At 71.6% G+C, this 17,923-nt stretch carries 21 protein-coding genes; 14 read left to right on the top strand and 7 right to left on the bottom strand.

Annotation, left to right across the window (positions count from 1 at the left end; all coding sequences use genetic code 11):
- Positions 1 to 181 precede the first annotated feature (181 nt).
- Positions 182 to 391 carry a helix-turn-helix domain-containing protein gene (locus tag ACZ7OU_RS03970; protein WP_284750436.1) on the top strand — a complete coding sequence of 70 codons (210 nt, stop codon included), beginning with the start codon at positions 182 to 184 and terminating at the stop codon, positions 389 to 391.
- Entirely contained in the window at positions 391 to 918 is a 528-nt protein-coding gene (locus ACZ7OU_RS03965; protein ID WP_470239715.1) for a Clp protease N-terminal domain-containing protein, read from the top strand. The genes ACZ7OU_RS03970 and ACZ7OU_RS03965 overlap by 1 nt, the downstream gene beginning before the upstream one ends.
- Here ACZ7OU_RS03965 and yczE read toward each other — a convergent pair.
- A complete protein-coding gene (gene yczE / locus ACZ7OU_RS03960; RefSeq protein WP_470254148.1) occupies positions 915 to 1,535 on the bottom strand; it encodes a membrane protein YczE in 621 nt (206 codons plus the stop codon). The two genes, ACZ7OU_RS03965 and yczE, sit on opposite strands and share 4 nt — an antisense overlap.
- 61 nt (positions 1,536 to 1,596) lie before the next feature.
- Between yczE and yczR the strand changes: the two genes are divergently transcribed.
- Entirely contained in the window at positions 1,597 to 3,045 is a 1,449-nt protein-coding gene (gene yczR, locus ACZ7OU_RS03955; RefSeq protein WP_470239713.1) for a MocR-like transcription factor YczR, read from the top strand.
- Between the two features lie 502 nt (positions 3,046 to 3,547).
- Here yczR and ACZ7OU_RS03950 read toward each other — a convergent pair.
- Both ACZ7OU_RS03950 and ACZ7OU_RS03945 read right to left on the bottom strand, forming a co-directional pair.
- Positions 3,548 to 4,681: a hypothetical protein gene (locus tag ACZ7OU_RS03950; RefSeq protein WP_470254147.1), complete on the bottom strand. Its 1,134-nt coding sequence runs from the start codon at positions 4,679 to 4,681 to the stop codon at positions 3,548 to 3,550.
- A 695-nt stretch (positions 4,682 to 5,376) separates the two neighbouring features.
- Entirely contained in the window at positions 5,377 to 6,543 is a 1,167-nt protein-coding gene (locus ACZ7OU_RS03945; RefSeq protein WP_470254146.1) for a pyridoxal phosphate-dependent aminotransferase, read from the bottom strand.
- 29 nt (positions 6,544 to 6,572) lie between these two features.
- On the opposite strand from ACZ7OU_RS03945, the gene ACZ7OU_RS03940 reads away from it, so the two are divergent.
- Entirely contained in the window at positions 6,573 to 7,871 is a 1,299-nt protein-coding gene (locus ACZ7OU_RS03940) for a DUF445 domain-containing protein (protein WP_470254145.1), read from the top strand.
- Between the two features lie 222 nt (positions 7,872 to 8,093).
- On the opposite strand, the gene ACZ7OU_RS03935 is transcribed toward ACZ7OU_RS03940, so the two are convergent.
- On the bottom strand, positions 8,094 to 8,564 hold the full coding sequence (locus tag ACZ7OU_RS03935; RefSeq protein ID WP_470239709.1) for a CGNR zinc finger domain-containing protein: 471 nt from the start codon (positions 8,562 to 8,564) through the stop codon (positions 8,094 to 8,096).
- 90 nt (positions 8,565 to 8,654) lie between these two features.
- On the opposite strand from ACZ7OU_RS03935, the gene ACZ7OU_RS03930 reads away from it, so the two are divergent.
- From ACZ7OU_RS03930 to ACZ7OU_RS03920, 3 genes are read left to right on the top strand one after another with little or no spacing between them, the layout of a single operon-like run.
- Complete coding sequence (locus ACZ7OU_RS03930) at positions 8,655 to 9,023, top strand: VOC family protein (protein ID WP_470254144.1); 369 nt, start codon at positions 8,655 to 8,657, stop codon at positions 9,021 to 9,023.
- 28 nt (positions 9,024 to 9,051) lie between these two features.
- Positions 9,052 to 9,393, top strand: coding sequence for a TFIIB-type zinc ribbon-containing protein (locus ACZ7OU_RS03925; protein WP_470240766.1), 342 nt, complete (start codon positions 9,052 to 9,054; stop codon positions 9,391 to 9,393).
- A 1-nt stretch (position 9,394) separates the two neighbouring features.
- Complete coding sequence (locus ACZ7OU_RS03920; protein ID WP_470254143.1) at positions 9,395 to 10,006, top strand: P-loop nucleotide/nucleoside kinase family protein; 612 nt, start codon at positions 9,395 to 9,397, stop codon at positions 10,004 to 10,006.
- Here the strand turns inward: ACZ7OU_RS03920 and ACZ7OU_RS03915 are convergent.
- Positions 10,003 to 11,142 carry a methyltransferase domain-containing protein gene (locus ACZ7OU_RS03915; RefSeq protein WP_470254142.1) on the bottom strand — a complete coding sequence of 380 codons (1,140 nt, stop codon included), beginning with the start codon at positions 11,140 to 11,142 and terminating at the stop codon, positions 10,003 to 10,005. The genes ACZ7OU_RS03920 and ACZ7OU_RS03915 overlap by 4 nt on opposite strands.
- Before the next feature lie 146 nt (positions 11,143 to 11,288).
- Between ACZ7OU_RS03915 and ACZ7OU_RS03910 the strand changes: the two genes are divergently transcribed.
- The 7 genes from ACZ7OU_RS03910 (at position 11,289) to ACZ7OU_RS03880 (ending at position 16,372) form a co-directional block, all read left to right on the top strand.
- Positions 11,289 to 11,717, top strand: coding sequence for a helix-turn-helix domain-containing protein (locus ACZ7OU_RS03910; protein ID WP_470239705.1), 429 nt, complete (start codon positions 11,289 to 11,291; stop codon positions 11,715 to 11,717).
- A 2-nt stretch (positions 11,718 to 11,719) separates the two neighbouring features.
- Positions 11,720 to 12,409, top strand: a complete 690-nt coding sequence (locus ACZ7OU_RS03905) for a hypothetical protein (protein WP_470254141.1) — start codon at positions 11,720 to 11,722, stop codon at positions 12,407 to 12,409.
- A gap of 107 nt (positions 12,410 to 12,516) precedes the next feature.
- On the top strand, positions 12,517 to 12,810 hold the full coding sequence (locus tag ACZ7OU_RS03900; protein ID WP_470254140.1) for a DUF2516 family protein: 294 nt from the start codon (positions 12,517 to 12,519) through the stop codon (positions 12,808 to 12,810).
- A 13-nt stretch (positions 12,811 to 12,823) separates the two neighbouring features.
- Positions 12,824 to 13,366, top strand: a complete 543-nt coding sequence (locus ACZ7OU_RS03895; protein ID WP_470254139.1) for a YbaK/EbsC family protein — start codon at positions 12,824 to 12,826, stop codon at positions 13,364 to 13,366.
- Positions 13,363 to 14,370 carry an ornithine cyclodeaminase family protein gene (locus ACZ7OU_RS03890; protein WP_470254138.1) on the top strand — a complete coding sequence of 336 codons (1,008 nt, stop codon included), beginning with the start codon at positions 13,363 to 13,365 and terminating at the stop codon, positions 14,368 to 14,370. The genes ACZ7OU_RS03895 and ACZ7OU_RS03890 overlap by 4 nt, the downstream gene beginning before the upstream one ends.
- The gene (locus tag ACZ7OU_RS03885) at positions 14,367 to 15,806 is read left to right on the top strand and encodes an aromatic amino acid lyase (RefSeq protein WP_470254137.1); all 1,440 of its coding nucleotides are present in this window, start codon (positions 14,367 to 14,369) and stop codon (positions 15,804 to 15,806) included. Before ACZ7OU_RS03890 ends, ACZ7OU_RS03885 begins: the two co-directional genes overlap by 4 nt.
- A 2-nt stretch (positions 15,807 to 15,808) precedes the next feature.
- Positions 15,809 to 16,372: a cadmium resistance transporter gene (locus ACZ7OU_RS03880; RefSeq protein WP_470255877.1), complete on the top strand. Its 564-nt coding sequence runs from the start codon at positions 15,809 to 15,811 to the stop codon at positions 16,370 to 16,372.
- Between the two features lie 7 nt (positions 16,373 to 16,379).
- Here ACZ7OU_RS03880 and ACZ7OU_RS03875 read toward each other — a convergent pair whose 3' ends face one another.
- Both ACZ7OU_RS03875 and ACZ7OU_RS03870 read right to left on the bottom strand, forming a co-directional pair.
- Positions 16,380 to 17,093: an ABC transporter permease gene (locus tag ACZ7OU_RS03875; RefSeq protein ID WP_470254136.1), complete on the bottom strand. Its 714-nt coding sequence runs from the start codon at positions 17,091 to 17,093 to the stop codon at positions 16,380 to 16,382.
- Complete coding sequence (locus ACZ7OU_RS03870; protein WP_470239699.1) at positions 17,090 to 17,788, bottom strand: ABC transporter permease; 699 nt, start codon at positions 17,786 to 17,788, stop codon at positions 17,090 to 17,092. The genes ACZ7OU_RS03875 and ACZ7OU_RS03870 overlap by 4 nt, the downstream gene beginning before the upstream one ends.
- Positions 17,789 to 17,923: the final 135 nt, after the last annotated feature.

Below are 17,923 nucleotides of genomic sequence, written 5' to 3'. Positions count from 1 at the left end.
CTGGTGAACGCGCGCGGGTGCGGCGGGTGGCGCTGACCGCGGGCCCCGGCTGCGGGGGCGCGCGAGGCGGCCGGCGCTGGGAACGCGCGGGGCGCGGCCGGCAGCCACAGCGATCGACCTTCCCGCCGCCACTGTCAACTCAGGTTGACAACACCGCACCTGTCAACGTAGGTTGACAGACATGACGGAAGCGACAGACCTGGCCGCCCGGGCCGGCGACCGCGATCCCCGGGTGGGGCTTCGCGCGGTCGCCGCGCTTCGGCGGCTGGTGGAACAACTCGAGGCCGTGCAGGTCCGCAGTGCGCGGATCAACGGCTGGTCGTGGCAGGAGATCGCCGCCGAGCTGGGGGTCAGCCGGCAGGCCGTGCACAAGAAGTACGGGAGGCACTGATGTTCGAGCGGTTCACGGCGGACGCGCGGCTCGCGGTAGTCGAAGCGCAGATGACGGCGCGGCAGTCCGGCTCGGTGGAAGTCGGGCCGGTGGACCTGCTGGCCGGGCTGCTCAAGACCGGGGTCCCCCTGCTCACCGAGCTGGGCGTCGCCACCGACGACTTGGCCGCGGAACTGGAGCGGACGAGACGGCGGGGCGGGGTCAGCGACGCCGACGCCGAGGCGCTCACCGAGTTCGGCATCGACGTCGAGCAGATCGTCGAAAGCGTCGAGCGGACCCACGGCGAGGGCGCGCTCGCCGGCCGGCTGGGGCCGGCCAAGCGGGGGCACGTCCCGTTCACGCCCCAGTCGAAGAAGACCCTGGAGCTGAGCCTCAAGGAAGCCGTCCGGCTGGGGGACAAGCACCTCGGGCAGGAGCACATCCTGCTCGCGCTGGCCCAGCAGCGCGGCACTGACGACGTCCTCGCCCGGCGCGGCGCCGACTACCTGACGCTGCGCCGGGCGGTGCAGCAGCGCAAAGCGGGTTAGCTCTCACGCCAGGTGGTCAGCGGCAGCAGGGCCTGGGTGAGCGGGCCGATGGCCAGCGCGTAGAGCACGGTGCCGACGCCGACGGTCCCGCCGAGCAGGAAGCCGAGTGCGACCACGATGACCTCGATGCCGGTGCGCACCAGCCGGACCGACCAGCCGGTGCGCCCCGCGAGCCCGGTCATGAGGCCGTCGCGGGGGCCCGGGCCGAGCCGCGCGCCGACGTACGTGGCGGTCGCGACGCCGTTGAGCGCCACCCCGCCGGCCAGCAGCGCGATCTGCCACCCCGGGTCGTGCTGGTCCGGGAGGAAGGCCCGGACGACGTCGACCATGACCGAGATGACCACGACGTTCGCGATGGTCCCGATCCCGGGCCGCTGGCGCAGCGGGACCCACAGCAGGAGCACGACCACGGAGATCAGCCCGGTGACCGTGCCGAACGTCAGTCCGGTGTGCTTCAGGACGCCTTCGGCCAGCACACTCCACGGCTCGAGGCCGAGGCCGGCGCGGGTCACGAAGGCGACGCTGGTGCCGTAGAGGGCGAGGCCCGCGAACAGCTGGACGCTGCGGCGGACGGGGTCACGGGAGATCCGGACGGGCCGGAGATCGATCTGAGCCACGACTCCACTATCGGCTTCATGTGGCCTTGTAAACCATAGCCAATTCCAGGATATTGGCCTTATGGAACCCGTCATCCCGGTAGGTGGACGCATCTCCGGTCCCCGATTGGCCGTCATGCTGGGCTCGTGGCGGCAAGGCGGATCGCGGCAGGGTGCGGTCGACCTGGCCGCGGCGATCGAGCTGCAGGTGCTCGACGGCCAGCTCCCGCTCGGCACCCGCTTGCCCGCCGAGCGGGAGCTGGCCGACGCGCTCGGCGCCAGCCGGACGCTGATCGGCGCGGCCCTGGACCGGTTGCGCGAGAACGGGTTCGTCGCGAGCCGCCGGGGCGCGGGGTCGTGGATCGCCGCACCCGGACGTCGTCGCCGCGGACCGCTCGCCCCGGTGAACGACGGCTCGATCGACTTCACGCACGCGTCGTCGCCGGCCATCGCGGGCACCGCCGCGGCGGTCGACGCGGCCCGCTTCCGGCTCGCCGAGCACCTGGGGGACCACGGCTACCAGGAACGCGGCCTGCTCGGCCTGCGGGAGAAGATCGCGCGGCGCTACACCGAGCGCGGGCTCCCGACGACGCCCGCGCAGGTCATGGTCACCAACGGCGCGCACCACGCGTTCGTCCTGGTCCTGCGGATGCTGTCGGGCCCCGGCGACCGCGTGCTCGTCGAGCAGCCGACGTACCCGAACGCGCTGGAAGCGATCCGCGCCGCGCACGCGATCCCGGTGCCGGTGGCGCTCGACCCGACCGGGGCGCGCGGCTGGGACATCGCGGGCATCGACGCGGCGCTGCGCCAGGCGAACCCGCGGTTCGCCTACCTCGTCGTCGACTTCCAGAACCCGACCGGGCTGCGGCTGGACACCGAGGGCCGCGAACGGCTCGGCACCGTGCTGGCCCGCGCCCGGACGCCGGTCGTCGTCGACGAGACGCTCGTCGAGCTGGACCTGGAAGGCGACCCGCTCCACGGGCCGCCGCCGCTGGCCGCGTTCGCCGGTGACCTGGCGATCTGCGTCGGCTCGGCGTCGAAGACGCACTGGGGCGGCCTGCGGCTCGGCTGGATCCGCGCATCGGAAGACCTGCTCGGCCGGCTGGTTTCGGCGCGCTACGCGGTCGACCTCGGGTCACCGGTGTTCGAGCAGATCGTGCTCACCGAGCTGCTGGCCGACGAGACCGCGCTGGCCCGGCGGCGCGAGGAGCTGCGCGGATACCGCGACGCGCTGGCCGGCGCGGTGCACCGGTACCTGCCGGACTGGACGTTCACGCTGCCGAAGGGCGGCCTGTCGCTGTGGTGCCGCATGCCGGAGCCGGTGAGCTCGCGGCTGGCGGTGGCGGCGGCGAGCCACGGCGTCCAGGTGGCGCCCGGCTCCCGGTTCGGCGTCCACGGCGGCCTCGAGCGCTGGATCCGGCTGCCGTTCTCCTTGCCGCCGGACAAGATCGACGAAGCGGTCCGGCGGCTGAGCGCCGCGGCGGCCTCGGTCAGCGGCACCCCGGAATCACTGGCGGCGCCGATCGCCTGAAACGGACGAACCGGTGCGCTGGATGCGAGCCTGCTCCCAGGGATGGGCGGCGTTCATGTGCATCCAGCGCACCGGTTCATTCGTACACACCCCCGTTCGCGGACGTGACCCCGCTCGCGGGTAACCGCTGGCTTCCCGGCACAGCCCCTCGACGTGCCGGGAAGCCCGCGGTTCAGGCGCGCTCTCGGTACTGCGAGATCTCGCTCGGCGCGGTGAGCGAAAACTCCCGGAGCGCACCCGGTGTGGGTCCCGGCGCCACGGGGGCAGCGCGGCGCCGGGACCGGGATCCGACCCGGCCGGGCGCGGTCGGCCGGTCGGAAAGACTGTGGTTTCGCATGGCTTTCAGCCCCTGGGGTACGTCGGACGCGATGGCGCGTCACGAGACGTGAAGGAGTCACGAATTTCGTACTGGAGCAGGGGAATCGTCACGCCATCACGGCGTGGGCGCGCGTCCAGTTGATCTTGTTTTGGACGCAGTTCTCCCCGGCTGCCCGGTCAGGAGTCAGTCGGGGGAGGTGGTGGGCAGGGCGGCTTCCCTGCCCGCGCCGTCGACGTCGTGGTCGAGGCTGGCACCGATCAGCTTCAGCTGGGTGGTGGTGACGCGGTCGGTGTGGACGGCGAACGGGTGGCGGGCGCCACCGGGGCCGTCGTGGCCGGCCGCCGCGGTCGGGGCCGGCGCGCTCGGGGCGCTGGTGCCGCCGGGCAGGCCCGGGGTGGAGTCGCCGCCGCCGTTGCGGGCGTGGACCCCGGAGTCGCGCGGCTGCTCCTGCTTGGCGGGCAGCGTGTTCTGCACCTCGACGAGGTGGACGACCGCGACCCGCGAGGTCTGCGACGACGTCGTCGCGGGCGCCTCGGCGGGCGTGGTCTCGGCGACGGCGGACGTGGTCGCCTGGGTGGTGGTGCCCCCGGTGACGCCGGGCACGGTGACCGTGACGCCGCCCGAGTTCGAGCCGCCGTTGAGGATCGGGCTCAGGATGTCGTCGAGGGGGAGCAGGACGGGCGCGTCCGGGTTGTTCGCGGGCGGCTGGGTGAGCGGCTCGAGGACGGTGTGGGACAGCGTGTCCGTGACGGCGCCGACGGTCTGCAGGGTCCCGTTGACGGTGGTCGTGACCGTGTTCAGCGTGCCGCCGACCACGTTGAGGACGCCGCCGACGAGCCCGCCGAGCAGGCCGCCGGACGACGTCGCCTTCGCCTTGGCCGCCGGTTCCGCCGGCTCTTCGGTGGTCTGAGTGTCCTTCGTGGACTGCTTCGCGACGGCTTCGGTCTCGGTCTCGGTCTCGGTCTTGGTCGCGGTTTTCGCGGTGTCGGCCGTGTCGCCGGCCGGCTGCTGCGCACACGTGGTGGTTTCGCGGTGGCTCTTGAGGTGGAGCCCTTCCAGCAGGCCGCGGTGCTCCACAGTGGACGCGGCGGGGTGCTCGCACCCGGTGGCCTCGGCGGCGTTCGCGGTGCTGCCGGAGAGTGCGCCGGTGAGCAGCCAGCCGGCCAGCGTGAGGCCGCCGGCGACGAGGATCTTGGCGGCGGGGCGCTGCAGCGAGGCCGTCCACGGCCGCGGCGTGCGGCCGCGCGCGGGGGTTTCACCCGCTGTGAGCGCAGGCTGCGCGGGAGCGCTGCGGCGCGCGTTCGCCGTGCTGCTCACCGCCACCACCACCGTCCGCGCCTGAAACTCTCGCGATGCTCGCTCGAGATTCTGTTCTTGCTGGGGTCTTTCTCCGGCCAGGTCGCAGTTCCCCCGGGGCTGCACTCTTTCTAGCACCGCTCGGGAGTCTTTCATCTCTCCCGCGTTCGATCCAGCCCGTAAGGCGGAACGGCCCGACCGGGCAAGGTATCTGGGGCCGACGAGTTGATCACTCTCAGTGCCGTTCGGGTGCTCCTCTGCGGCCATTCGGACGAGTACTGCAAATTGCACATTCGAGCGTTGACCTGATGTTTCCGGCAACGCGGTCGCTTTACGTGCCTGCACAGCGACTTTGGGTGCGCGCGGCCCGGTTTCGGCCGGGCGATCGGACAGGCGCCCGGAGGGTGGGACTAGCGCTGGGCCGAACGGGTCCACAGTGGCCGGCGAACCGGGATCCGCGCCGCTCGGACCCGCTCCGGTCCGTGATCACCGGCGGCCGGACACCCGCTGGTCCGGACCGCGCTCGCCAGGCGGCGCCGCAGACACGGAATCGCCTTCATGATCGCGGAGCGTCACCGGCGGCTACGGCAACCGGTCGACCCCGCCGCGGCGTGTCGAGCCGGCCGCCGGGTGCGCCCGGCCTCGGCGCGCGCGGTGCGCCGACTTTCCCGCCGCGAATTCACGGCCGGAAAGTTTCCGCCTTGTCGCCGGGGTCGTCAGACCAGTTTGCGCAATCGGGTGACGCCATCGTCGATGACCTCATTGCGCTTGCAGAACGCGAAACGCAGGAGGTGTTTCCACTCGTCCGGGTGATCGGTGAACACCTTGACGGGCACCGCGGCGACACCGACCCGGCTCGGCAGCTCCCACGCGAGGTCGGCGGCGTCGGTGAAGCCCAGCGGCCGCACGTCGACGCAGACGAAGTACGTGCCCGCCGTCGGCCGCACCGCGAACCCGGCGTCGGCCAGCCCGGCCGAAAGCCGGTCGCGCTTCTCCTGGAGGCTTGAGCGCAGGCCGTCGACCCAGGGCAGCTCGTGGTCGAGCGCGTGCGCGACGGCCGGCTGCAGCGGCCCGCCGGACACGAAGGTGATGAACTGCTTCGCCGCCTTCACCGCCGCGACCAGCTCCGGCGTCGAGCAGACCCAGCCGATCTTCCAGCCGGTGCAGTTGAACGTCTTCCCGGCGCTGGAGATGCTCACCGTCCGCGGGCGCATCCCGGGCAGCGTGACCAGCGGGATGTGCTCGTTGCCGTCGAAGACGAGGTGCTCGTAGACCTCGTCGCAGATCGCGATGAGATCGTGGTCGACGCACAGCGCGGCCAGCGCCTCCAGCTCGGCGCGCGTGAACACCGTGCCGGTCGGGTTGTGCGGCGAGTTGACCAGGATCGCCCTGGTCCGCGGCGTGACGGCGGCCCGCAGCCCCTCGACGTCGAGGCCGAACCGCCCGTCCTCGCCCTCGACCAGCCCGACGACCTTGCGTTCGGCGCCCGCCATCGCGACCGCGGCGGCGTAGGAGTCGTAGTACGGCTCGATGACGATGACCTCGTCGCCGGGCTCGGTCAGCGCGATGAGCGTCGCGGTGATGGCCTCGGTCGCCCCCGCGGTGACCAGGATCTCCGTGTCGGGGTCGTACTCGGTGCCGTAGCGCAGCCGGTGCCGCGCGATGGCCGCGCGCAGCTCGGGGCGCCCGGGGCCGGGCGGGTACTGGTTGGCCCCGCCGAACAGCGCGTTCTTCGCCGCGTCGAGCATGCCGGCCGGGCCGTCGGTGTCCGGGAAGCCCTGGCCGAGGTTGACGGCGTCGTGCTTGACCGCGAGCGCCGTCATCTCGGCGAAGATGGTCGAGGTGAACGGCCGGAGACGGGGGACGAGAGCAGGTTCGCGCACGATCACCGATCCTCGCGGACAATGGCAGTGTGGAGCAACTGACCCCCGCCAAGGTGACGCCCGCCGACCCGCCGGGCGGCTCGGCCGGCGAAGAGGAAAAGCGGCGCGCACTGCGCAAGATGAAGCTGGTCGCGCTGTCGTTCCTGGTCGGCGCGACCGTCGTGTTCCTGCTGACCAGCTGGGCCCAGTCGAGCGGCTGGCCGGGCTGGGTCGGCTACGTGCGGGCGGCGGCCGAAGCCGGCATGGTCGGCGCGCTGGCCGACTGGTTCGCCGTCACGGCGCTGTTCCGGCACCCGCTCGGGCTGAAGATCCCGCACACGGCGATCATCCCGAACAAGAAGGACGCGCTGGGCAACAGCCTCGGTGACTTCGTCGGGTCGAACTTCCTGTCCGAGGAGGTCGTCCGCGACAAGCTGAAGCGCGTCGAGATCGCGCGGCGGCTCGGCGCGTGGCTGGCGCAGGAGGACAACGCCGAGCGCGTGACGTCCGAGCTGGCCACGGTGGTCCGGGCGGCGGTGCGCGTCCTCCGCGACGAGGACGTCCAGGCGATCATGGAGCAGGCCGTCGCGCGCCGGATCATCGACAAGCCGTGGGGTCCGCCGCTGGGCAAGATCCTGCAGGGCGTGTTCGCCGACGGCGCGCACCACAAGCTCGTCGACCTCATGTGCGACCGCGCGTACGAGTGGGTCCGCGACAACCACACGACGATGCTGCGCGTGGTGTCCGACCGCGCGCCGACGTGGTCGCCGAAGTTCGTCGACGAGATGCTCGCGGACAAGGTGTACGGCGAGGTGCTCTCGTTCGCGTGGGCGGTGAAGACCGACGTGAACCACCCGATGCGGCTGGCGCTGGACAAGTTCCTCGGCGAGTTCGCCCAGGACCTGCAGACCAACCCCGACGTGATGGCCCGCGCCGAGCAGGTCAAGGGCCAGATCGTGAGCCACGAAGAGGTCCAGCGGCTGATCGGCTCGGCGTGGAGCACGGCGAAGGAGATGCTGCTGACGGCGGCGGAGGACCCGTCGAGCGAGCTGCGCCGGCGCGTCCGGCTGGGTCTCACGTCGCTGGGATCACGCCTGGTGTCCGACGACCAGCTGCGCTCGAAGGCCGACGGCTGGGTCGAGGGCGCGGCGGCGTACCTGGTGAAGAACTACTCACGCGAGATCACGACGATCATCACGGACACGGTCGAGCGCTGGGACGCCGAGGAGACGTCCCGCAAGATCGAGCTCCAGGTGGGCCGCGACCTGCAGTTCATCCGCATCAACGGCACGGTCGTGGGTGCGCTGGCCGGGCTCGTCATCTACGCGGTGGCGGAGCTGCTGTTCTGAGGGCTGAGTCGTATACCACACCTGGGGGAGGTTCAAACGAGTTGTCCACAGGAAGCTGAGTTATCCCCGGGGTTATCCACAGGTTTTCACGGTGATGGCCTAATCGCTGTCCACAACGTGTAGGGGTGAGGGGGGCAGGGGCGTGGATATGTGGTGCTCGGTTGCCGAGTTGTCCACAGCCTTTCGAGGGTCCGCCGCTCGGATGAGAGCGTTCGGGGCCACTCAGCCTGCCGCGGTCTCCGCCGCCCGTGCTCGCCAGCCGCGGGCCTTCTCGCGGTTTCCGCAGACCCTCATCGAGCACCACGTGCGGGACCTGTTGCGGGACTCGTCGTAGAACGCCCACAGGCACGTGTCGGCCGGGCAGATCTTCAGGCGGATCCAGTCGCCGCGGACGACCAGCCTCGCGCACGCCGCGAACACCGCGCCCACGACGTCTTCCGCTACCAGGGCCGGGCCGTCGTCGGTCAGGGAGATCCGCGTGCCGACGTCGAGGCTGCCGCCCGGTAGGCGGGGGTCGCCGATCGCGGCGCGCAGGGCGTCGCGGGCCGCGCGGGCCTCGGGGGCGGGGTTGGCCGTCAACGCGCGGCCGGCCGCCCACCTGTGCCACTGCCCGGGATCTTCGAGCAGGTCAGTGCCCTCTTCGACGTTGACCGTGTTGAGGAACTCCACGACGAGAGACGCGTCGGTGTGCACGAACCCAGTGTACGGCGGTCGGTGGTTGTCCCCGCATGCGCTAACCCTCATACTTCGTTCGATGGTTACTCGCGATCGAAGGGAGCGACGATGAGTGCGGTACCGACGCTGGGTGTGGTGGCCCTCGACTGCCCCGACCCGCTGGCGCTGGCCGGGTTCTACCGGGCGGTGCTGGAGTGGGACGCGCCCGAAGCCGCCGAAGACGGTCACTGGGTCACGCTGGCCAACCCCGCGGGCGGCGCGGGCATCGCCTTCCAGCGGGTGCCCGACTACCGGCCGCCGGCGTGGCCGTACGCGGAGAACCCCCAGCAGATGCACCTGGACCTCAACGTCACGGACCTGGAAGCGGCGCACGTGCGCGTGCTCGGCCTCGGCGCGAAACTGCTGGACGACGAGCCGGAGACGTTCCGCGTCTACGCCGATCCGGTCGGCCACCCGTTCTGCCTCTGCGCCTGCTGACGGATTTGTGCGTAGTCTCGCATGTGTGATTTGTCCGAAGTGTCAGAACCAGATGCGGACCGTGGACAAGAACGGCGTCCACATCGACCAGTGCGAAGGCTGCCGCGGGATCTTCCTGGACCGCGGTGAGCTCGAAGCGATCTCCGGCGCGGAGAGTTCGTTCTACGGCCAGCAGCCACCGCCCTACCAGGGTGGTCACGGCCGTCCCGACTCGCCGCGCCCGTACCGCGGCGGCTACCCGGATTCGCCCAAGGCCTACCGCGGCGGGTACGGGGACTCGCCACGGCCGCACCGCGGGTACTCGGATTCGCCGAGGCCGTACGGGCACGGCCACCGCAAGCGCGGCTTCCTCGAGAACCTCTTCGACTGAGGTGGGTCTCGACCTGCGGATCTGCCCGTCGTGCGGCGATCGGGCCGACCGCCCGGTCGTCGCCGCGGGTTCCCTGGAATGCGCCCGGTGCGGACACCGGTGGCCGTTTTGGCGGCTGCCGCTGTTCGCGCTGACGGGCCCGAGCGGCGCCGGCAAGTCGACGCTCGGCCCCCTCCTGGCCGCGCGTTTCGGCGGTGAAGTCGTGGTGCTGGAGCAGGACGTCCTCTGGACGGGGGCCCTGCGCGACGACGTCTCGGCGTTCCGCGCGGTGTGGCTCCGGATGGCGGCGATGCTGCACCAGAACGGCCGCCCGGTCGTGCTGTGCGGAACGGTCGTGCCCCCGGAGTTCGAACCCCTGCCGGAACGCGCCTTCTTCAGCGAGATCCACTACCTGGCGCTGGTCGGCACGCCGGAGTCGCTGAGCACGCGGTTGCGGGCGCGCCCGGCCTGGCGGGAGTGGGACGAGCCGCGGATCGCGGAGATGCTGGAGTTCAACGACTGGCTCCGGACGTCGGCACCGGAGCTCGGGGTGGACCTCTTCGACACGACGGAGGCCGACGTCGAGACGACGGCCGACCACGTCGAGAAGTGGATCAGGGACCGGCTGCCCTAACCGAGCGGCCAGGTGCGGCCGCCCGGTTCGTCGAGCCAGAACTCCTGGCGGTCCGCGGTGACCGTCACCCCGAACCGGTCGCGGTCCGGCTTGCCCAGTTCGCACCAGTCGACGTACGCCGCTTCGACGAGCTCCCACAGCGCCCGCGGGCCGCCCTGCGCCACCTCGTCCGCGCCGGCGCGCTTGCGGTGCCGGACCCATGAGCCGTCCGGGTGGGTCAGCGAGACGCTGTCGTCCGTGACGTCGCGCACCGGCCGCACGCCCGGTATCGCCAGCCCGGCGAAGAACTCGAACTGCTTGCGCGGCTGGATCACCGACGACATCGGCAGCCGTGTCTGCTCCCAGTCGTCCCGCGACGGCATCGGCAGCGGGTCGGCCTGCGCCAGCCGGTGCGCGCGAAGCGGCATGAAGCGGCCGTCGCGCGCGAGGACGTGGCCTTGCCCGGTGCCGTCTTCGCCGGCGACGAGCCGGATCAGCCCGGCGCCGATCGGCCGGTTCAGCGTCGTCACGATCAGTCCGCCCGGCGTGGTCTGCGCCAGCCACGCGAGCGGGATCGAGGAAACCGAAGCGGTGCACAGCACCCGGTCGAACAGCGTGCCGGCCGGGAATCCGAGCGCGCCGTCGCCCTCCGCGCACGCCGGCCGGTAGCCCGCCGCGGCCAGCCGTCCGCGCGCCTGCTCGACGAGCACCGGGTCGATGTCCACTGTGGACACCTGGCCGGCGCCGCAGCGGTGGCTCAGCAGCGCGGCGTTGTAGCCGGTGCCGGTGCCGATCTCGAGCACGCGCTGCCCGTCCCGCACCCGCAGCTCCTCGAGCATGATCGCCATGATCGACGGCATGCTCGACGAGCTCGTCGGCGTGCCCGCGACCGGTCCGGTGCGCCGGGCGAGCTCCCAGCGGTCCGGGTCGTCGTCGAGCTGCGTGACCAGCACGTCGCGCGAGTAGACGGTCTCGAGCCAGCCCGGGTCGTCCCGGTCGACCGCCGCCCACAGCCCGCCCGCCGGCGCGAAGAACCGCGGCAGGAAGACGTGGCGCGGCACCGCGCGGAAGGCGGCGATCCATTCCGGCGCGTGCAGGACGTCCTCGTCGAGGAGGTGCTCGACGAGGCGCCGCCGCAGCCGGGCCGAGCGCGTCATGCGACCACGTTAGCGGTGAGCACCGCCACAACGACTATTGCAAGCAGGGTGCTTGCAATAGCTAGCACTCGGGCGTACCGTCGGAATGGTCGCGAGGAGGTGGCCGGATGGCAGAGACCGGTGGGACATCAGGATCCGGAAGTCCCATGGAGAAGGTCGCGGACATCGCTTCCGACATCGGCGAGTACATCCGCCAGCAGCGCAACACCGCGAAGATCTCGTTGCGCCAGCTGTCGAAGCTCGCCGGCGTGTCCAACCCGTACCTGAGCCAGATCGAGCGCGGGGTGCGCAAACCCAGCGCGGAGATCCTGCAGCAGATCGCCAAGGGCCTGCGCATCTCAGCCGAAGCGCTGTACGTGCAAGCCGGGATCCTCGATCTGCCGACGGGTGGTCCGGTGGGCGACGCGATTCGCGCCGACGCCGAGCTGACCGAACGGCAGAAGCAGGTCCTGCTCGACGTCTACGAGTCCTTCCGCCGGGAGAACGCCGCGGCACGGCCGGCCGCCGGGTCGTCTCCCGCACCGGACACCTCGGACACCCCAGACACCACTCCAGCCGCGAACACCAAGGAGTAACCATGACCACGCCCAAGACCGAAGACGTCAAGAAGGCCGTCACCACCGCCCTCGACCAGGTCCGCACCCCGCTGCTCGCCGCGCTCGGCGCCGGCAACCTGGCCGGTCAGGCCGTCACCGACGCCGTGGCGAAGGCCCGCGAGAACGTGACCAAGGGCAGCGAGACCGCCCGCAAGAACCTGCAGGAGCTGCCGACCGACGTCGAGAGCCTCCGCGAGAAGCTGGACCCGGCCGAGCTCCGCAAGGTCATCGACGAGTACACCGAGGCCGCGCTCAAGCTGTACAACAAGCTGGCCGAGTCGGGCGAGCAGGCGTGGGACAAGTTCTCCGCCCAGCCGCAGGTCAAGAAGGCCATCGAGCAGCTCGAGGAGGCCGTCGCCACCGCGCAGGGCCAGGTCGAGGGCGTCACCAGCGAGGTCCGCGAGCGCGTCGACGGCGTGCTGGGCACCTTCACCAAGCGCACCCGCTCGGTCGGCGAGAAGACCGCCCGCAAGGTGACCGAGGTCGCCGGCGACGCCGCCGAGGCCATCGAGGAGCTGGGTGACGACGTCGCCCACGAGACCCGTTCCGCGAGCCGCAAGGTCGCGAACAAGACGGCCCCCAAGACGGCCGCCCCGGCCCGCCGCACCACCACCGGGACGACCACCAGCGCCGCCGCGAAGAAGCCGGCCGCGCCCAAGGCCGACAAGTAACCGAGCCCAAGGCCGACAAGTAAAAACGTCGTGAACACCCCGGCCCCGCCACCGCACCCCGGTGGCGGGGCCGGGGTCGTTCGGGCGGTTTGCCGTAAGCTGTCGCTGTGCTGGTTGCCATCTGGATCCTCGAAGTAGTCCACTGGGGCAGCGCGCTGGTCGGGCTCTTCGCGTTCGTGCACGCGCTCCTGCAGCGTGCCGACGCCTATTCCGCGGCCGACCGCAAGACCAAGCCCGTCTGGATGCTGATCACCGGCGGCGCGACGCTCGCGATGGCGCTGTTCAGCGTGATGGGCCCGGGGATGATCTTCTGGGTGCCGGCCATGGCCGCGGCCCTCGTCTACATCGTGGACGTCCGCCCCAAGCTGATCGAAGTCCAGCGCGGCGGCTCGACCTGGTAGTTAGGCTGGCGGGGTGACCTGGACGATTGCCGGGAGCCTCACCGTGGTTCCCGCCCCCACGCGTACCGACCTGCTCGCCGATCCCGTCGCCAAGGCGCTCGCCGCGCTGGCCGACCCGGACGCCGTCGGCGTCGCCGAGATCGATCCCGAGCTGGCCGACACCGCCGCCTTCTGCGAGACGTACGGTTCGCCGCTCGATGCGTCCGCGAACTGCGTCGTCGTCGCCGGCAAGCGCGCGGGCGAAGTCCGCTTCGCCGCCGCGCTCGTGCTCGCGACGACCCGCGCCGACGTCAACGGCGTGATCAAGCGCCGGCTCGACGTCCGCAAGGCGTCGTTCGCGCCGATGGACGAGGCCGTCTCGCTGACCGGGATGGAGTACGGCGGCATCACGCCCGTCGGCCTGCCCGCCGACTGGCCGATCCTGATCGACAAGCGGGTCGCCGACGCTCCCGAGCTCGTCATCGGCAGCGGGATCCGCGGCAGCAAGCTGCTGATCTCCGGCGCCGCACTGGCCTCGCTGCCCGGGGCCGAGGTCATCGAGGACCTCGCCAAGTGACGTCCGTCTGGCTCCGGTACCTGACCGGTGCCGACATCGACTCGCTCGGCGTCACGGACGCGGACATCGTCGGCGCGGTCGAGGACGTGCTCGCCGACCACGGCCGCGGCCAGGTCGTGTTCGAGCCGCGCACGCACCTCGTGCCGGACAACGGCGGCAAGGGCCACTTCAACATCCTTCGCGGTCACCTGTCCGCGAAGCAGGTCAGTGGCGTGAAGGTCGTCGGTGACTTCGTCGGGAACTTCGAACGGGGCCTCCCTTCGGAAATGGCGTTGATCCTGCTGCTCGACCCGGACACGGGCATGCCGCGGGCCATCGTCGACGGCACGATGATCACCGAGGCCCGCACCGGCGCGATGACCGCCGTCGGCGCGAAGTACCTGGCCCGCCCGGACTCCCGGGTGCTCGGGCACATCGGTGCTCGCGGTACCGCCTGGTGGAACGTCGTCCTCCTCGACTCGTTGTTCGACTTCGCCGAAATCCGCGTGACCAGCAAGCGCCCGGAGTCCCGCGAGGACTTCGGCCGGCGGCTGTCCGAGCGGCTCGGCAAGGACGTCCGCGTCTGCGCCACGGCCGAGGAGACCCTGGACGGCGCGGACATCCAGGTCGAGGCCTCCCGGCTGGTCGAGCCCGAGGCACTCGTGCGTCGCGAGTTCCTCCGGCCGGGCACCTTCCTGGTGCCCTACGGCACGATCAGCGCGCTGGAGCTCACGCTGCTCGACGACGTCGACAAGGTCGTCGTCGACGACTGGCGCGAATCGCAGTCCGGCAACCCGCGGTTCGGCGCCCTGCGCCCGCAGCTCAACGCCGGACTCCTCACCGCGGACGGGGTCCACGCCGAGATCGGCGACATCGTGGCCGGGAAGAAGCCGGGCCGCGAGCACGACGCCGAGCGGATCCTGTTCTGGCACCGCGGACTGTCCACAACGGACGTCGCGGTGGCGAACATAATCCTGGCCCGTGCCGAGGCTTCCGGCGTCGGCACCATGCTGCCGTACCGATGATCATCGACGGAAGCGGGTTCGCCGACGGTGAACGGCTGGTTCTGGACAAAGCGCTGGTAGAAGCCCTGACACAGCGCCGGAACGAGCTGTTGACAGCGCTGGAAAAGCGCGAGGAACCGGTCTACGGCGTCAACACCGGGATGGGCCGCCTGGCGGGTGTGGCGCTCGACGCGCGGCAGCAGGCGGAGCACCAGCGCAACCTGCTGATCGGCCGCGCGGTCGGCGGGCCGCCGTGGCTGCCACCGGCGGACGTCCGCGCGCTGCTCGTCGAGCGGCTGCGCGACTTCCTGCAGCCGTGGTCCGGGGTGAGCGCGGAACTGGTGCGGTTCCTCGTCGACCGCCTGAACGACGGCTTCACCCCGGCGGTCCCGCGCGGCGGCCTCGGCAGCTCGGGCGAGATTATCCCGCTGTCGCACGCTTTCCAGACGTTCCTCGGCATCGGCACGGTGCTCGAAGACGGCGTCGAGACCCCGGCGGCGGACGCGCTCGCTCGCCGGGGTGCCGAGCCGTATGTGCTGGGGCCCAAGGAAGGCGCTTCGCTGCTTCAGGGTTCTCCGATGGCCGTGATGCACGCGCGGCGCGGCTGGGCCGAGGCGCGGCAGCTCATCCAGCTGCAGACGCTCACCGAGGCGATGGCGATCGACGTCCTCGGGGCGCCGCGCGAGGTGTTCTCCCCGGTCATGGCGGGCGGCGACGACCACCTCCGACGGCTGCTGACCGCCCTGACCGGAATGGTCGGTGCGGGTCCGGTGCGCCCTGGGGTCGTCCAGGCGCCGCTGTCGGTGCGGGTCGCGCCGCGCGCGCTGGCCCACGCTTCCCGGGCCAACACCGACCTGCACGAGGCAGTCGCGCGCTGGCGGACGATGCCGGGCGACTCGCCGTCGTTCGTCGAGGGCGACTTCATCCCGGGGACGGCGTACCACGCGGTCGACCTCGGCCTGCGCATGGACGCGGTGACGGCGGCGCTGGTCCACCTCGGCGAGATTTCGGTGCAGCGCATGCACCGCCTGCTCGACGAGCGCTTCAGCGGACTCCCGGCCCAGCTCACGACGGACCCCGGTCCGCGCGCGGGATTGGTGCCGCTGCACAAGCGGGCCGTCGGCGAGCTGCACGCCCTGCGACGGCTCGCGACGCCCGCGACGCTCGGCTCGATCGACACATCGGCCGGTCAGGAGGACGTGCAAGCGTTTGCGTGGGCGGCGGGGGAGCAGCTCCGGGCGGCCGCGACGCACCTCTTCGCGATCACGGCGTGCGAGCTGGTCACCGGTTCGCAGGCGCGGTACCTGGCTTCGGACGGAGTCCCGGGCTTGGGTGCGGCCTACGGGTGGGTGCGGTCGGTGGTGCCCCCGGTCGAGGCGGACCGGCCGCTGGGGCCCGAGGTGGAGCGGCTGATCGCGGCCTGCCGGGCGGACGCCCTCGACGATTCGCCGGAGTGAGCTTGGACTTCGGGCTGATCGGACGCGCGGCGGCGATGTTCGCCGTGACCAACGTCGACGATCTGGTGCTGCTCGCCGTCTTCTTCGCGCGGGCCAAGGCGCGCACGGTCGTGGCCGGGCAGTTCCTCGGCTTCGGCGCGATCCTGGCCGTCTCGGTCGCGGGTGCGCTCGGTGCCGGGCTGCTGCCCGGCGGCGCCGTCCGCTGGCTGGGCGTGCTGCCGGTGCTGCTCGGGATCCGGGCGGCCTGGCAGGCGTGGCGCCAGGACGACGCCGAGCCCGCGCCGGCCGCCGGGGTGCTCGGCATCGCCCTCGTGTGCTTCGCCAACGGCGGGGACAACGTCGGTGTCTACGTGCCCGCCTTCGCCGCGAGCGCGGGCGGGACTGGGACCGCCGGCCTGATCGGCTACACCGTGGTCTTCCTGGTCGGCCTGGCCCTGTGGTGCCTCGCCGGACGGTTCCTCGCGACCCGGCCGGCCGTCGCGCGGGTGCTCGCGCGGTGGGGGCACGTCGTGCTGCCGGTGGTGCTGGTCGCGCTCGGGGTGCTGATCCTGCTCGGCGCGTTCTAGCGGTTCCCTACGACTCGCGCCGGGCGTTCTGCAGGGCCAGACCCCGTGGCGTCGCCCAGCGGGTGATCAGCGCGAACGCGCCGTCGCACACCAGGGCCAGGACGACCGCGGCCAGACCGCCCGCGAAGATCTCGCCGTAGCCCGACGCGCCGAGGGCGAAGCCGTCGACGATGTAGCGGCCCAGTCCGCCGCCGTCGTTGACGATCGCGCCGATCGCGACCGTCGCGATCAGCTGGAGGAACGCCACGCGCGCGCCGGCCAGCAGCACCGGGGACGCCAGCGGCAGCTCGACGCGGAACATGATCTGCCACTCGCGGTAGCCCGTCCCGCGGGCCGCGTCGACCGTTTCCTGCTCCAGGGACACCACGCCCGCGTACGTGTTCGTGAACAGCGGCGGCATCGCCAGCGCGACGAGCGCGAGCAGCAGCGGCCAGAACGTCGTGTCGACCTCCCAGCGGCTGGCCAGGAACCAGAACAGGATGATCAGGCCGAAGCTGGGGATCGCGCGGCCGATGTTCACCGCGCTGCTCGCGAGGAACGCGCCCTTGCGGTAGTGGGCCAGCCACAGCGCCGCCGGGATCGTCAGCACCGCCGCGATCACCAGCGCCAGCAACGAAAACCGGAGGTGCTCCAGCGTCCGGTACGGGATGCCGGCCTTGTCCGTCCAGCTCCAGCGGTGGGGGTCCGCGAGCCACGCGTTCAGCTGGTCGAGGAAGCTCATCGTGCCCGCACCTTCCGCGACCACGGCGCCAGCAGGCGCTCGCTGAACCACAGCAGGAGATCCACGATCACCGCCAGGACCACCGACAGCACCACGCCGACGATGATCTCCGTCGGGTTGGGCGTCGCCGTCTGGATGCCCGCGCGGATGAAGTAGCCCAGGCCGCCGAGGCCGAGCATCGACGTCACCGTGACCAGGCCGATCGTCGTCACCGCGGCGACGCGCAGCCCCGCGATCACCACCGGCAGCGCGAGCGGCAGCTCGATCTGCCAGAGCAGCCTGCCGCGCGTGTAGCCCATGCCGACCGCGGCCTCGCGGACCTCGTTCGGCACCTGGTCGACGCCCGTGACGATGTTGCGGACCAGGATGAGCAGCGTGTACGTCGCGAGCGGGATCATCGCGGTGAGGAACGTCAGCCCGAAGAACGGCACCAGCACGGCGAAAGCGCCGAGGCTCGGGATCACGTAGAGCGCGCCGGTCGTGCCCAGGATGATCGGGTACGACCAGCGGTACCGCAGCGAGAGCACCGCCAGCGCGATCGAAACGACCAGCCCGACGCCGAGTGCGGCGGCGGTGAGCGAGATGTGTTCGCCGAGGCGCTGGACGATGTCGTCCGCGTTGCGGTCGACCCACTTCCATTGGAAGATCGGGGGCCCGCTGTCGGCGGCCAGCGGGGTCACCGCGGTCACGTGCACCCGGCGACCCTACCCCGTTTGGTGGGGACTCATTCCGAAGTCTGGGAATTCGAGGGGTTTTCTCCCAATATGTGGGCGCTTGTCGGTGGGCGGAGCTAGGGTCCTTTCGTCTGTTCGAGTGACGAGGGAGTGGGA

It is taken from the genome of Amycolatopsis sp. NPDC114505, from assembly GCF_055633615.1.
This window is presented reverse-complemented; position numbering and strand designations above follow the sequence as displayed.

Bases quoted from the DNA above. Each gene is read 5' to 3' on its own strand.
- ACZ7OU_RS03970 (WP_284750436.1), top strand. From the start codon at position 182: ATGACGGAAGCGACAGACCTGGCCGCCCGGGCCGGCGACCGCGATCCC.
- ACZ7OU_RS03965 (WP_470239715.1), top strand. From the start codon at position 391: ATGTTCGAGCGGTTCACGGCGGACGCGCGGCTCGCGGTAGTCGAAGCG.
- yczR (WP_470239713.1), top strand. From the start codon at position 1,597: ATGGAACCCGTCATCCCGGTAGGTGGACGCATCTCCGGTCCCCGATTG.
- ACZ7OU_RS03930 (WP_470254144.1), top strand. From the start codon at position 8,655: ATGAGTGCGGTACCGACGCTGGGTGTGGTGGCCCTCGACTGCCCCGAC.
- ACZ7OU_RS03915 (WP_470254142.1), bottom strand. From the start codon at position 11,142: ATGACGCGCTCGGCCCGGCTGCGGCGGCGCCTCGTCGAGCACCTCCTC.
- ACZ7OU_RS03910 (WP_470239705.1), top strand. From the start codon at position 11,289: ATGGAGAAGGTCGCGGACATCGCTTCCGACATCGGCGAGTACATCCGC.
- ACZ7OU_RS03905 (WP_470254141.1), top strand. From the start codon at position 11,720: ATGACCACGCCCAAGACCGAAGACGTCAAGAAGGCCGTCACCACCGCC.
- ACZ7OU_RS03885 (WP_470254137.1), top strand. From the start codon at position 14,367: ATGATCATCGACGGAAGCGGGTTCGCCGACGGTGAACGGCTGGTTCTG.
- ACZ7OU_RS03875 (WP_470254136.1), bottom strand. From the start codon at position 17,093: ATGAGCTTCCTCGACCAGCTGAACGCGTGGCTCGCGGACCCCCACCGC.